Raw genomic sequence first — 13,423 nt, forward strand, 5'->3', positions numbered from 1 at the left:
GCGCCACCCACGGCTTGGCCAAAAGAGCTGCGCTGCAGGTTTCGAGCCATCTCACCCTGATCAACGCCGGCAGTCCACGCCTTAGCCGTCCATGAATGTGGCCACTATTTCATCGTCGCGATCTGTCATGGGAGGTTCTCGATCGGAACAGAACGGCTGCTGCACTTTGCACGGAAAGGAATGACTCATGAACCTCGCGACGACTATCCCAGCAGTTACCGACGAGATGGTTTCTGACTTCTCGACGAGCCATCTGCCGTGGCAGCTGGATGTAGTTCGGGATGCCGCGTTGAAGCACCGGGCGGCGAGGTTTGGTGGGCCGTGGGCTGTGGATTGCCGTCTTGGCGGCATGTCCGGGCGCCGCGGCCAGCGGGAAATCAACCATACCGACGGTGATTTTGCAGCTGTTTTGTTGGTCAGACAAGGCCGGGAAGTGTTCTCACAAGGCGGTCGGCAGGCAGCTGTGGGACCCGGCACAGCGGTTATGTGGGATGGAGTGATGCCTGGAGAGTGCTTCAGCGAAGGACCGCTCGTGAAAACCACACTCTTTCTGCCGCGGCAGCTCTGCCTCGAGGCGCTGCCGCGCCTGGACCTACTTGTCGCCCGACCACTGCCCACGAATCCTAGCCTGCGGCTGCTGTTTGACTGGCTGCATACGTCGATGAAGACGCCGGACCTGGACGAGGATGCAGCTGCGATGGCGGGACGGATTGCCATCGATCTGTTGTCATCGGCAATTGGAGCTTCGTCCAACATCGTGCTCGACAGTAGAACCATTCGGCTCATGGAGATCAAGGCCTTCATCGAGTCCCGGCTTGGCGACTCTAGCCTCGCCGTGGATGACATTGCCCGTGCTAACGCAGTATCGAACCGGTACCTTCATGCACTGTTCGAGGGCACAGGGGAGACCTGCCGAGAGTTTTTGATGCGTCGCCGTCGGGAATTGGCCTACCGGCTACTGCTTTCGCCCGTAGGTGTATCGGTCACGGAGGTCGCACACCGGTGCGGATTCGACAATCCTTCGTCATTTAGCCGAGCCTTCCGTGCCGCCTATGGAATTTCGCCCCGCGAAGCACGGAGCACCCGCCCCGGAATATGATTCAGGCGAGCTAGTGCATACCAGGAACATTTCTGTGCACACGACGGCATGTTTTGCTCCCTCGGGTTTCAAATAATAGTTGCAGCGAGGAGATACCTCTCGGTGACGAAGGAGTCCCAATGACCAGCACCCTTAGCGAGCTTGCTGAGAAGCACGCCGCCTTATTCCAGCCTGGACGAATCGGACGGATGGCACTGAAGAACCGATTCGTCCAGTCACCCATTTTCACTCAGTACGCCGAGGTCGATGGATACGCGGGCCCCCGCCTCATCGAGTATTTCCGGGAACGGGCGCGCGGCGGAGTGGGCCTTCTCATCACGGAGAACACTTCTGTTGACTGGCAGGTTGGCCGCACGGTCGGACACCCTATCCGCATCGACCACGACCGTTACCGGTCTGGTCTGGCCGACCTGGTGGAGGCAGTGCACAATGAGGGCGCGAAGATTGCCGTGCAGTTGCATCACACTGGCCGTCAGAACTCGCAGGGCAATACTGAAGGAAACGTTCCCCCGATAGCGCCGACGGCCGGCATTACCAGCGCCTTCGGGACTGCGCCGCGGGCCATCGAGCTCGAGGAGATCCCCGGCCTGATTAATTTGTATGCTCAAGGCGCCCGCCGCGCCAAGGAAGTGGGCTTCGACGCGGTGGAGCTCCACGGCGCGCACGGGTACCTGCTGGGGCAGTTCCTTTCACCGAAGACGAATAAGCGCACTGATGGGTACGGAGGCTCGCTGGAAAATCGGGCCCGATTCGCTCTCGAGGTGGTCCAAGCGGTACGCGAACAGGTCGGTCCGGATTTTCCGGTGCTGTACCGGCTGAGTGTCGAGGAGCCGTATGAGGGCGGGCTCTCACTGGAAGACGGGCTGGCGTTCTGCCAGATGTTGGAAAAGTACGTCGATGCGCTGGACGTTTCAGCCGGCAACTACGACACAGCGGACGTTCTCCTGCCCATGGTCCCGCCGGGCAACCTCCTGCACTACGCCAAAGAGGTGAAGAAGCGAGTCTCCGTACCCGTCATCGGCGTCGGACGTCTTGTCTGGTTGCTGGATGAGCTCAACAACGACGTCGCCGCTGGTGAACTGGACTTCGTTGCCATGGGTCGGGCAGGTTTGGCCGATCCCGCGATCGTTGAAAAGACTCGGCGTGGTGATACATCCAATATTCGCCGCTGTCTGGCTGTCAACGAATGCATCTCGCGCTGGATGTTTAACGGCCAGCACACCCAGTGCGTCATCAACCCGGCGCTCTCTCAGGAGAAACGGGCCGCGGAGGCCCGTCGACTGGCCGTCCTTGCCAAGCGGGTCCTGATAGTTGGAGCCGGCCCGGCCGGCTGCGAGGCTGCCATTTTGGCCGCGGAGCGTGGCCATGAAGTGACGCTGGTCGAACGCGAGCAGGAGATCGGCGGCCAGTTGCGGGCCTGGTCGGCTGCTGAGGTTTTGAATAAGGAGATCTCGACATTCCTCGAGTTCTACCGCGCCGAGCTGCAGCGCACCGGCGTCGAGGTGCGGCTCGGTACCGAGATCACGGAAGCCGACATGAACGGATACGACAAGGTCCTCCTCGCGACCGGCACTAAGAGTTCCGGTGCGCCCAAGGGGGCGGTCGACGCCGTGCAAATGTTGGCGGACCGCCGTGCCCCTGAATCGCAAGAGGTGACTGTGCACGGTGACACGGAGACGGCGATGTTTGCGGCCTTGTGGCTGGCCGAGCAGGGTCGGAAGGTTACGCTCAGCTCTCCCAGTGCGGACGTTGGACTCGATACGAACGATATGCAGCGCAACCACCTGAACGGGCTCCTCGCGGTCCGGAACGTCACCGTTATTACTGATCAGCCGGCTCCCGCCAGTGGGACAGTCGTGTGGGCGCAGGACCGCGCGGCCAGCGATGTCATGGCGGCGGCAGTCGACGGTGATCGGGTGCACAGCATCGGGACACGATTCAGGGGCGGCCGAATGTACGAGGCAACGCAATCTGGTTTCTGGGCTGCAGCTGAGGTTTAGGAGGAGTGACGATGGCAATTCGCGGTATTGAGCACATCGGCATAACGGTGCCGGACCTTGAGCAGGCTACGAACTTCTTCGCCGACGCCTTCGGTGCCGAAAAGATATACGACATGCTCGACGAACCCCTGGAAGGACCCGCCGTCGAGTCCGGCCTGGGTATCCCAACAGGGGCGCGGATCGAGGCCATACGTATGCTTCGTCTCGGCGAAGGACCCAATCTGGAGCTGTTCATTTACTCCGGTGCTGCACAGCGCGAGCCCGTAGTGCCGAGCGACCACGGCCTTCAGCACTTCTGCGTCTACGTCGACGACATCGAGGGGGCCGCCAACCGGCTGGAAAAGGCTGGCGGGCAACTGCTGAGCAAGCCAGGTGATCTTCCCGGGGGCGATGCAGGGGAGGGCAACCAGTATCTCTACGCCCGCACCCCGTGGGGCAGCACAGTAGAACTCGTGACCTATCCGTCCCCGCAGGCCTACGAGTCGCGGACCCCGCTGCGCAGGTGGCGCCCTGGCATGGATTCCGACAGCACTAGGCAGGCCACTTAGCCGTGTCTGGTCCGCAGACTACTAGACACGTCCAAAAGGCTTCATCGCCGAGTCGTGAGAGGCGGGTGTCGTCGTGAACTCACCCCTCGTAGAAAAAGCAATGCCGATCCTTCACATATAACTCGGAGCCAAGTGAAGGAAGGCCCTGTTCTCCGTCGTATTCGAATGAGAACAGGGCCTTGCTTATTTACGGTGACCGCGGAATTCATAACTGCTGTGGTTCGGCCAGCGAGTCGTCTACCTCACGGCATGTCGTAGCGCAGTGTTTTGTAGGCGGTGTTTTTGTTCATGTTCCAGCCTGCGACGATGCCGGAGCCGATCATTTGGTCGCTGAGGCGGGCGAGGCGGTAGGCGGGGTCGGTGTCGAGGGCGAGTTGGAGGAATTGGTGTGCTTTGCTGCCTCTGCCTTCCCACCAGTTGATGTATCCGATGGCTGTGAGGACGGGTGCTGCGTGTTGGGGGCTGGTGCGGGTGTAGGCGTGGAGGAGCAGTTGTTGTGCCCATTCAATGCGTGGCCATTTCGGGGCCTCGTCGGTTTGGGCGAACAGGATCTGTTGCATGGGTTCGTCCACCCCGGGTATGTCGGCGATGAGCCTGTCCCGGATTGCCGGGAACTGCAGGTTTGCGACGAGAGCGTGGCAGTCGTCATCGCTGGGGAGGTTCTTGGAATCGAGCATGGCGGCCCAAAGTTTCCGGGCCTGCTGGAGCGCGGCATCGGTTGGTTGGGTCCTGATGGTTTCCATGTGGTGTTGGACGGCGGTGGCCTTGGCTGTTTCTTGGCCGCTGGTTGGGAGGGTGACGTGGTTGGTGGGTTGGATGAAGCTGCCGCGGTAGATGAATTCGGCGTTGATTGGCCGGAGTGCAACTTGGGGGACCGGCGCCGGGATCGAAAACTTCATGTACAGCGCGCTCAACTCTGCTCTGGAGAAGTTTTCGATCCCGGGGTCGGCGCGGTAGCGCCCTGGTTGCGCGGAGGACCCGCCCAGCGATCATGGGGCATATCAGAATGACAAGCAGCGATGGATGGAACTTCTACTGGTCCATCGACGCCCAGGAATCAAGCGGCATGACTTCGAGCTGCAGCCCGAGCAGATCTTCCTGGATCTCTTCATCCACAGTTACAGAGATCTTCACTCCCGATTCAGGGCTAGCGTGAGTGCCGACAGACGGCCATCCGTCTCCGGGCCTCACAAGTCGTTGCCTCCGAGCTTTCTCAGTGCAGATCGGACACCGCAAACGCCGCGGCTCACGCGGCGGGCGACCAGTGAACTTCGACTCCGAAACCTACAAAGGCCGATACACGGTGGCGAGATCCCTCAGCCTCTTCAAACAATTGCGAAGCATCGCCACCCGCTATGACATGCTCGCCCGTCGCCAATAGGTCTGCGTACTGGGCTGAAACGCTGAGTCGGTCAGCCCGTATCCGCACGCGGCTTTCCAGCGCAGATCGAAGGTCAGAGCCTCGGCTGTTTCCCGGTCCGATAAACCCTGCAGTGCCTGCAGCACCAGGACCGAACCGATCACCGCCGCCGGAACCGACGGCCTGCCACGCCGCGTTGGAAAGAGGTCCTCCATCATTGAATCCGGAAACAACCGTCCCCGATGTTTGGCCAGAAAAGCGATACACTGCCCGGAACCAACAACTCCCCGGCCAGCGACTCCACATCCCGTGACTAATTCAGCAGTCTCCTAGGCGATACCTGCAGGCTGGCCTGGGCCAGCAACAGGAGTTTCATGGACTTGAACAGCTCGAGGCCTTGTTCGTCACCCATATGCATTCAGATCATTTTTGATTGATTACCCCTCATTGTTGATATTCGGTTCGACCGATGGCCTACTGCACGAAAAGAACCTGTGCAGGTCGTAGGGCCGGGAAGCCGGGGCAAGGTCGTGCCACTATCCGCCAACGCCGCCAGCGAGCCGCCACTGGTTAACCCACGAAATCCGACCCCCGGGATTGGTGCCATGACCGAATAGCTATACCAGGCCTATGCTTCTGATTTAAATGACAACATGCGGGACAGCCTCAAGCCGGACCCGCACTCCCTGATTAACGTTCAGGAAGTTACGGTCCCCGGTTCCGAGTCGATCGACCCAGACGTCAATCCGGCACCGCAGATCGAACCCGACCCTGTTCTCGCCGGAGATGTATCGCTGAACGGCGCTGAGCTTGAGTTCGAACGGATACAGCCGCTTGCCTTGTTTTGGTCACTAGAGCAGTATCTCTACGAACACGCCATCTGTCGTGCACCCTGAGGACAGCTTTCCGACCAACCCCAAGCCTGGTCGCTACAGCCCTGGATCCCCAACCGGTCGCAACAACGGCGCCGCGGCCTCGCGCTGCTCCTCCGATAACGTAAGTCAGAACTGGATTTTCAGTCCAATTTTCGGGGAGCAGTTCACGCCGTGGGCCCTTCCGGAATTCCGTTGTGGTAGCGCAGGGTGCTTCGCTTGAATATCTCCGCATAGATGGAGGACCGGGCCGAGGCCACGCCGTCGCGTTTTTGGAGGTCGGCCAGCAGTAACCCGAGGTCCTCCAGAGCGGCCACCGCTACCTGGGCCACGAGCTGGTCGCCGGAGGCAGCGGCCCAGCGCGTGACGGGGAGGTCGGCGAGGTATTTCCCCAGTCTGCGCGTCGATCCGTTTGCGCAGGTGATCGTGATCAGGGATTCGACGGGGAAGCCCAACGCTCTTAGGTCCGCCACGGCCCTGATGAACAAGGTTCCGGATCCGGTCATCGCATCCAGACGTCGGCTGACGGTTGCTTTGGAGACTGACAGTTCAGAAGCGAGTTCGTCCAAGGTGGCCCGGCCATTGCCGTGCAGCAACATGGCCAACATGCGGCTGGTCTCATCAAGCGGAGCGCGGTCGGTCGCCTTGCCGGCGAGGCGGCCGTCCTCGTCCGAGTGGAGCGCTGCGTACTGTTGTTTGGTGAGAACATCCGGCGTCCAGCCGGAGGGTGTGCGGAAGTACTCGAACAACGGCATCATGGTGAACGACTGGATGCCGTCCACCTTTCCGAGGCGGTGGTATAGCAGGTCCGCTAATGCATGGGGGGCGAGGAACATTCCGGCCACTGCCTCATTCGATCCAGAGAGGGCGCTGACCCACGAGGACTCGTCCTGGTCAGCGAGCCAGGAACACATCTGGCGCAGCTCCCTGGGAGCTGCCTGCACGCGGAGCAGGAAGGAGGTACGGGAACTTACTGCTGCGGGGTTGATGAAGGCATTGATGCGTATAGCCCCGGATTCGAGGAGTTTGTTTCCGCGGCGCGCCACGGTCCGTTCCTGTTGGCCGAGGACTTCGGCGATCAGCCGCCACGGGGCGCGGCCATTGCGCACGAGTGCGGCCATAATCTGCCGATCGAGCGTATCAAGCTGCTCCACGTCTGGTTCCTTCATTGCTGTTTCGGCCGTCGATGCAGGCCAGGCTGGGTACCTGAACTGCGCGGGGCGGCAGGCTTTCCTGTCGCCCCGCGGCATCTCAGTTCCGGCCCAGATAGGCTAGCACTCCGGAAAGTGCTGCACTTGTTCCTCCGACGATGGCTGCGTGTGCCTCCGGAGCGAAGAACGGCGAATGGTTGCCCGCAGGCGTTGTGCCGTCCTGGAAGAGTGCCGGGGAGAAGGCGCCAAAGGCCCAGTAGACACCCGGAACGCCAATGGCGTCGCTGAGCCAGCCCGCATCTTCGGAAGCCATCCCGAGCGGAGCTTCGGTTAGGGCGTCCGTGCCGAAATCTGCCGTGAACGCTTCGATGATGCGGCTGGTAGCCGCCGGATCGTTGTAGCAGCGGGGGAAATTGTTCAGTTCCGTGATGGTTGGTTCGGGGGCTGCGGAGGCAGCGGCTTCGGCGGAGATGATCCGGCGGATTGCTGCGAGGACGTTGGCGCGGGTGTCTTCATCCGGGGTCCGCACGTTGATGGAAAACTCTGCCGTGTCGGGGATGATGTTTTCTTTCAGGCCCGCGTGGAACGTGCCCACGGTGATGACGGCAGGCGTGGACGGTGCCAGTTCGCGCGAGACGATGGTCTGGAGCCGGAGGACCATGGCCGAAGCGGCAACAATCGGGTCAATTGAGTTCTCCGGCTGGGAGCCGTGTGCCTGCCTGCCGTGGACTGTGATCTTCCAGGAGTCTGCCAGGGTGGCCATGTGGCCGTCCCGGATGAAGAGGGTGCCCTTGGCCGCGGGCAAGACGTGTTGGGCCAGCACCACTTCGGGTTTTGGCGCCCGGTCCCACAGGCCGTCGTTGATCATCGCCCTGGCGCCGTACGCGGTCTCCTCGCCGGGCTGGAAGATCAGGACCAGGGTTCCCGCCCACAGTTCCCTGCGTTCCGTGAGGACGTTGGCAAGTGCGAGTGCTGCCGTGATGTGGGTGTCATGCCCGCAGCCGTGCATTACAGGGATCGTGGAACCGTCCGGCTGGGTGACAGTCGTCTCGCTGGAGTAAGCCAGGCCTGTCTGCTCGGCTATGGGCAGTCCGTCGGTGTCTGCCCTGAAGCCGACGACGGGCCCGTCGCCGTTCCTCAGGATAGCTACAACCCCCGTGACTCCGCAGCGGAAGGATTCAATCCCCAGGTCTGCCAGGCGGGCTTCGATGTACGCGGCTGTTGCGAATTCCTGGCCCGAGAGTTCGGGATGGGCATGCAGGTGCTCGTACACGGTGATGTATTCGTCCACAAATGATTCGGGGACATCTATGGCGGCGGTCAGCCGCACGCTCGTGGTGGTGGTCATGTCTGGTTTCCCTTTCAGTGGGTCGGTTTGGAGATGTGGGCCGCCGGGCTGGCTTCGCTGTCAGCTGTGGCGGCGGCGGACGGCGGGGTTTTGGACCGTGCGAACCAAGAGACGACGATGGTGATGATGACGGCCAGTGCGGTGGCGTAGAACGTCAGCGCCGGGACTAACGGCACCACCACGAAAACGATGAGCGCGGCGACCACAACGGCCACGATGGTAGTGCGGCGGCTCTTCATGGCCACCACGCTTTGCAGGACCACGGCACCGAAGACTGCAGGCAGGATATAGCCGCGGGCGGTAGCAATCAGCGGCGCGGGGAGCATCCCCACCAGCCAGGTTCCTAGGATGCCCACAAAGAGAATCAGGGTGGTGATGTGGATCAGCACCGCGCCGATGATGGCACTGCCGGCAATGAGTTCGGCCCGGCGGGTGCCCGGCCTTTCACCAAGGTTGGCCTGGGCCACGACGGCTGCGGGGAGGAGCTTGTTGGCGATGTTGCCGATCAGGAACGCCTGGTACATTGCCGACCGGCCCAGAATCGGGAAGTAGGAGATGGGCTCAATGATTGCGATGACGCCGAAGGTAGCCAGCACGGCGACGACGGCGGTGACCAGCTCCACGCCGGTGATGCCCATGCCAGAACCGAAAGCGGCGTACAGGGCAGCAGCCAGGGAAACGAGCAACCCAAGCCCCAGCGTTATAGGGCCCCAGACGGATGTGGTGCGGTCAAATGCTGCAAGTCCTGCGGATGTGTCAGATGAAGTCGTTGTGGACATCGGATTGGCTCCTTTCGGGAGGTTTTCAGGCTGCGGTCATGAGAAATGCGGCGGCAAGCGCCACGATGATGGCGAACCCCAGCCCCCACTCACGCAGCCAGGGCCGCCGCAACCTGTGGGCCAGCAGGAGGCAGAGACCCATTGCGGCCGCTGACACGATCATGGTGACCAAGTGCGCGGGGGACTTGACTACCTCCGTGAATGCCAGTGTGAAGAATGCACCCAGCAGCGCTGCCGTAGGAACAACGGCCATGACTGCAGGGTTGACCTTGCGGAGTTTCGCGTCCCCCTTGCTCAGGATGGGTGTCAGGATCAGGGCGGACAGCATCCAGGCGAGGCCGCCGATGGTCATGGCGGCAAACGCGAGGGCGAAAATCTTCTGGGTGTAGGTGGGCCCGCCCAGCTGCGCGCCCTGCGTGCCGGCAGAAATGCCGGCGGCGGCGACGTCGAACGCCGCCGAACCGACGAGGCCTATCCGGGCGAGCACCGCAGGTGTTCCGAAAAGCGGGAGCAGGGAAACTGCAATCAGCGCCACGGCGAGCGAGGGACCGATGGCGGCAACAGCACCGGAACGGACTGAGCTGCTGACCTGGGCCGGAGTGAGGCTGACGGCCGGCGCCGCCTTCCGGATGGCCCTGAAGTAGATGACCGACTGGAGGATGATCACTGCAAAGACTCCCACTGCCGCAGCCCAAAGGACCGGATGGTGAATGAGAGGGGTGATGTCTGTGGAACCTGGATCGACAGCTGCAACAGCCACGTGCGCTCCCTTGCGAGATGTGAGGAACACCCCACTGATGGGATGTCTAAAAGGTGGACTAGTCGGACAGAATGTGCCGCTATGTTTCATTTGTACAGCACTTGGTGTCGATAAGTACATACTTTGCTGATTTCTGATGTGTATCAGCCCCGTGGCATGAAGGTGAATTTTGGCGTCAGCTGAGAAGCCGACGGAGACGATTTCTGCCCCATCGAATATGGGCCGCGCACCGTGTCGCCGGACCTACCCCATGCCGGGAACGGGTAGGCCGTCGCAGACGGACGGTGAACAATTGCCTTGCATCGAGGAAGGCTGCGTGGCCCGGCGCTTCGAGGAATACTTCGAGTTGAAGTACATCGCGAATGGACTGGCGCTACCATGCCGTCCCTTCCGTGTCATGAATGGTGTTAGCGGCCATGAAAAACTGCCCATAGGCGGCCAGGAAAATGCCCGCTGGGGCACATCAGCCGGCCGCCGGTGGGCAGAACGTGTTGGCCATTGACAAATGGCGCTGCTTCTCCAGCAGGCGCTCCGATATGGTCGCTGCCGCCTGCTTGACGGCGAGCACCGCATGCTGAACATCGACATCGCGCCGTTCGTCTCCATTCCACGCGAACCCCAAACTGCCCAGGGCTGTTTCTGGTTGGTAAGAATGGGTGCCGCGACGCCGTAGACGCCGGGGTTAGGTTTCCCCTTGGTCAGGCGGTAGCCGTCCGTCCGCCCTTCTTCAACGGCGACCGATGTCATCCTTGACTAGTGACAATCCCCGTTGTGACCGACGTTGCATCAGCACAGTGAGCTTTGGATGTCCATGTTCAAAGGACTATCTCAGGTCAACTCAGCACCGACGATCCGCCGAACGAGAATGGCCGCCTGGAAGCTCAATCCAGGCGGGCCATCCCCAGGAGCGCAATGTCGGCGCAAAGAAGAACCGAGGCCCCTTCGTTGCGCGGTGCGGTCGGTGGTGAAAATCCTGAATCGGCGAATTTGGGGATGTTGACAGTGTCAACACTTTTGGCTTCGGACTGGGCCGTATTTCGGTTGGACTGGCTCGGATTGCTTATGTTTGCGCGGGTGCCCAGTGTTTGAAGGGGCTGGAATGCAGTTCGAGTCCCACCTCGGGCACGCATAACCCCTCGTCAGAGGGGTTTTTGCTTTGGCGTGTTGACAAAGTGGTGGCGTCCCTCTGAAGCTAAGGGTGCGGGCTCTGGCCTGGCTGCCGCTGGAGCCTATGCAGGTGTGTGGGTAGCGGGTTCAAGTCCTTGGCTGGTAGGAATTCCGCCTGCTGAATTGGGGTTTGGTGGTTCCTCGTTCCGGTTCTGTCGGGTGGGCCGGGTGGCCTACACCCCTTCATGGGCTGGGGGAGCGAGAACAACATGACCGGGGCCATGCCATGTGCAGGCGTTCGGGGAAGCGGCACGCAATCCGGCCCGGGCAAGCCGCCTGAAGGACTTTGTCCTACCAAAGAGGGGTGTGGACAGTGTCCACACTTACGTCTGCTTTTTTTGGCGAGGAGTTGGCCCCTGACACGCAAGTGCGAACTGGCATCGTGCCGAGAAGCTAGCGAGAGCCCACTCTGGTGCCGCGGACTCCCACTACGAAGACCGGACTTCCGGGAAGAAAGACGACCGCCCCCAGCTGGCCGCCCGTCTTAAATCCCTCCGGCACGGCGACACCCTCATGGTCTGCCGAGATGGCAGCGACGAGCGCGTCGCCGATGGGCTCGACGAGCGCATGGCCCACGTCAAGGCGGTCGCCACCGACGTCTGATTCAGATTTCCCCAACCGATCCTGACCTCAAATGAATTAAATCGGTTGGGAAAATGATCGGGTCAGTCGCGACCCTGCGACTGACACGGCGCCGGCTGGAAGTAGTGAGCGCTGAGCCACAACGCCACCTCGTTGCCGATCTCGGCGCCCTGTACGTCGGCGGTGCGGAAGTGAATGCCGCCCCAGACGCGAGCATCAACGATCTCCTGTATCGCCGCGGAGAATCCGTCGAAGTGCCGTGGCGCGCCCGGGAACCGACCGGAGTTCACGTCGAAGGCGACCTCGTCCCTGCCGAAAAACTCCTGCGCCGCATAGAGAATGGCACCGCTGACGCAGCCATGACCGGACGGGTGGTCCGGGAACGGCGGTGTGCCGAGCGGCGGGACGGTCGCTGTCGATGGATCGAAGAGCGGTTTCCACGTCGGATCGGCTTCCGTCTCCGGATTGCCGTCGGTGTCGGCTTCGCGGATCGCCGCCATCGGACGCCAGAAGTTCCAGTAGTACTTGTCGTTCCAGCAAGCGACCGCGCCATCAACGGCGGCGAGGTTGGTCATCGCGAAGAGCCGAGCCGCGCCGGCCAGGTCGAGTCCGTGCTCCACGGCGAGACTGCGGAACACGCCGTTCCAGAGTGCCACCGGCGAGGCTTGCCAGAAGATGGCCGCATTGGTCTGGTCGTCGGTTCGAGTGGTACTCACGAGCGCACCGATCTCCTTGACCTCGTTGAAGTCCGCCGTGTACTCGGCGCTCCTCAGCGGGTTGGGACCCTCCGAGCGGAATTGGTCGGGACTCGCGATGATGAACGGTTGGAGATTGGCCACCCAGGCGTCCGGATCGAGCGCAGCGGGCGCGACGGGCCGCCAATCGCCGGGATCGGCTCCGATGTCGAACTCGAACGGCGCCATGAACCCATCATCGGTGCGCGCGAGGATCATCGCCGCCGCGGCGGCCTCACCGGCGGCGACGCCTTCGTCCTTGCTCGGGCCGTCGGTGACGCCTCCGAGCGTTGTTTCGTACGCAGCGTCGAGGCCAGCTACTTGGTCCGACGGGACCAGAGTGACGAGCATGTGGTGTGCGGCGGTCGAGATCGCCGCATCGAACGATGCCTCCGGCCCGACGCCGACCGATTCGCCGTCGAGCAGATACGGTTGGTACCCGCGGTCGATGGCGTTCACTGCGTCGTACACCGCGCCTTGAACCATCGCCATGCCGCGGAGCTGGCCGTGAGCCGTGGGACGCAGTGGGATGACGTGGTCTTGGGCGATGGCGCTCCACTCGATGAGGACGTCCGTATTCGCCGGCGCCGCGCTCCGAGCGTTCGAGGCGCCGGCGCTCGACACTCCCGGCACAACGAGTGCGGCGGTCAATGCCGGGATCAAGCAGAGCGCCCACCGTCGGCGCGCACCGTTCCTCGAAGTCCGCGATGGTCGCCTGCGATGATCGTAAGCGTTGCTGTTCGTCATGTCGTCGGTCCTCCACTCGTCACGGAGCCATTCAAGCGAACCCGACGGAGTCGACATCTCATGGGTGCCCGACACCGGCGGCACGCGACCGCCCGAGGTCAGCGCGATGCGCAGTCGGTGCGGATACTCCAAGGGTGAGCCTCTGCCAGCGCGTTGTCCACTGGAACAATGTTCGGCAGCCTGAACCGTCCCGGGAATCATGCCGCCTGTTTGTTGGCGGCGTCGTCGGGTAACGGGCCGGTTTGTAGATCATAATATGTCTGCTCATATTCCTCT

Annotated in this window: 11 protein-coding genes and 2 pseudogenes; 6 read left to right on the forward strand and 7 right to left on the reverse strand. The window is 62.0% G+C overall.

The genetic code is table 11. The annotated features are described in order from the left end of the window. Nucleotides 1–187: 187 nt before the first annotated feature. The 3 genes from J2808_RS21650 (at nt 188) to J2808_RS21660 (ending at nt 3,647) form a co-directional block, all read left to right on the forward strand. Nucleotides 188–1,099 (forward strand): helix-turn-helix domain-containing protein, encoded by a 912-nt coding sequence (locus J2808_RS21650; protein ID WP_309820827.1) that lies wholly within the window; start codon nt 188–190, stop codon nt 1,097–1,099. A gap of 119 nt (nt 1,100–1,218) precedes the next feature. Further along, complete coding sequence (locus J2808_RS21655; protein WP_309820829.1) at nt 1,219–3,099, forward strand: oxidoreductase; 1,881 nt, start codon at nt 1,219–1,221, stop codon at nt 3,097–3,099. 11 nt (nt 3,100–3,110) lie between these two features. After that, the gene (locus J2808_RS21660; protein WP_309820831.1) at nt 3,111–3,647 is read left to right on the forward strand and encodes a VOC family protein; all 537 of its coding nucleotides are present in this window, start codon (nt 3,111–3,113) and stop codon (nt 3,645–3,647) included. Between the two features lie 242 nt (nt 3,648–3,889). Here J2808_RS21660 and J2808_RS21665 read toward each other — a convergent pair whose 3' ends face one another. Together J2808_RS21665 and J2808_RS21670 are read right to left on the reverse strand one after the other, a co-directional pair. Further along, complete coding sequence (locus J2808_RS21665; RefSeq protein ID WP_309820833.1) at nt 3,890–4,546, reverse strand: DUF4192 family protein; 657 nt, start codon at nt 4,544–4,546, stop codon at nt 3,890–3,892. A 469-nt stretch (nt 4,547–5,015) separates the two neighbouring features. Beyond that, nucleotides 5,016–5,311: pseudogene (locus tag J2808_RS21670) on the reverse strand (transposase); the annotation flags it as partial. Between the two features lie 349 nt (nt 5,312–5,660). Here J2808_RS21670 and J2808_RS21675 point away from each other — a divergent pair. Then, entirely contained in the window at nt 5,661–5,903 is a 243-nt protein-coding gene (locus J2808_RS21675) for a hypothetical protein (protein ID WP_309820835.1), read from the forward strand. A 143-nt stretch (nt 5,904–6,046) separates the two neighbouring features. Here J2808_RS21675 and J2808_RS21680 read toward each other — a convergent pair whose 3' ends face one another. The 4 genes from J2808_RS21680 to J2808_RS21695 all read right to left on the reverse strand — a co-directional run bounded on the left by J2808_RS21680 (nt 6,047) and on the right by J2808_RS21695 (nt 9,917). Beyond that, nucleotides 6,047–7,033 carry an Lrp/AsnC family transcriptional regulator gene (locus J2808_RS21680; RefSeq protein ID WP_309820837.1) on the reverse strand — a complete coding sequence of 329 codons (987 nt, stop codon included), beginning with the start codon at nt 7,031–7,033 and terminating at the stop codon, nt 6,047–6,049. 97 nt (nt 7,034–7,130) lie between these two features. Next, nucleotides 7,131–8,378, reverse strand: coding sequence for an amidohydrolase (locus J2808_RS21685; protein WP_309820838.1), 1,248 nt, complete (start codon nt 8,376–8,378; stop codon nt 7,131–7,133). A 14-nt stretch (nt 8,379–8,392) separates the two neighbouring features. Next, nucleotides 8,393–9,157: a hypothetical protein gene (locus J2808_RS21690; RefSeq protein ID WP_309820840.1), complete on the reverse strand. Its 765-nt coding sequence runs from the start codon at nt 9,155–9,157 to the stop codon at nt 8,393–8,395. A 25-nt stretch (nt 9,158–9,182) separates the two neighbouring features. Further along, nucleotides 9,183–9,917 (reverse strand): DUF5058 family protein, encoded by a 735-nt coding sequence (locus tag J2808_RS21695; RefSeq protein ID WP_309820842.1) that lies wholly within the window; start codon nt 9,915–9,917, stop codon nt 9,183–9,185. 505 nt (nt 9,918–10,422) lie between these two features. On the opposite strand from J2808_RS21695, the gene J2808_RS21700 reads away from it, so the two are divergent. After that, a complete protein-coding gene (locus tag J2808_RS21700; protein WP_309820844.1) occupies nt 10,423–10,590 on the forward strand; it encodes a hypothetical protein in 168 nt (55 codons plus the stop codon). A 944-nt stretch (nt 10,591–11,534) separates the two neighbouring features. Continuing rightward, a pseudogene (locus tag J2808_RS22330) lies at nt 11,535–11,687 on the forward strand (hypothetical protein); the annotation flags it as partial. Nucleotides 11,688–11,749: 62 nt separating this feature from the next. Here the strand turns inward: J2808_RS22330 and J2808_RS21710 are convergent. Further along, nucleotides 11,750–13,279 carry a vanadium-dependent haloperoxidase gene (locus J2808_RS21710; protein WP_309820848.1) on the reverse strand — a complete coding sequence of 510 codons (1,530 nt, stop codon included), beginning with the start codon at nt 13,277–13,279 and terminating at the stop codon, nt 11,750–11,752. Between the last annotated feature and the right edge of the window lie 144 nt (nt 13,280–13,423).

The organism is Pseudarthrobacter sulfonivorans (assembly GCF_031454915.1).
Taxonomy (GTDB): domain Bacteria; phylum Actinomycetota; class Actinomycetes; order Actinomycetales; family Micrococcaceae; genus Arthrobacter; species Arthrobacter sulfonivorans_C.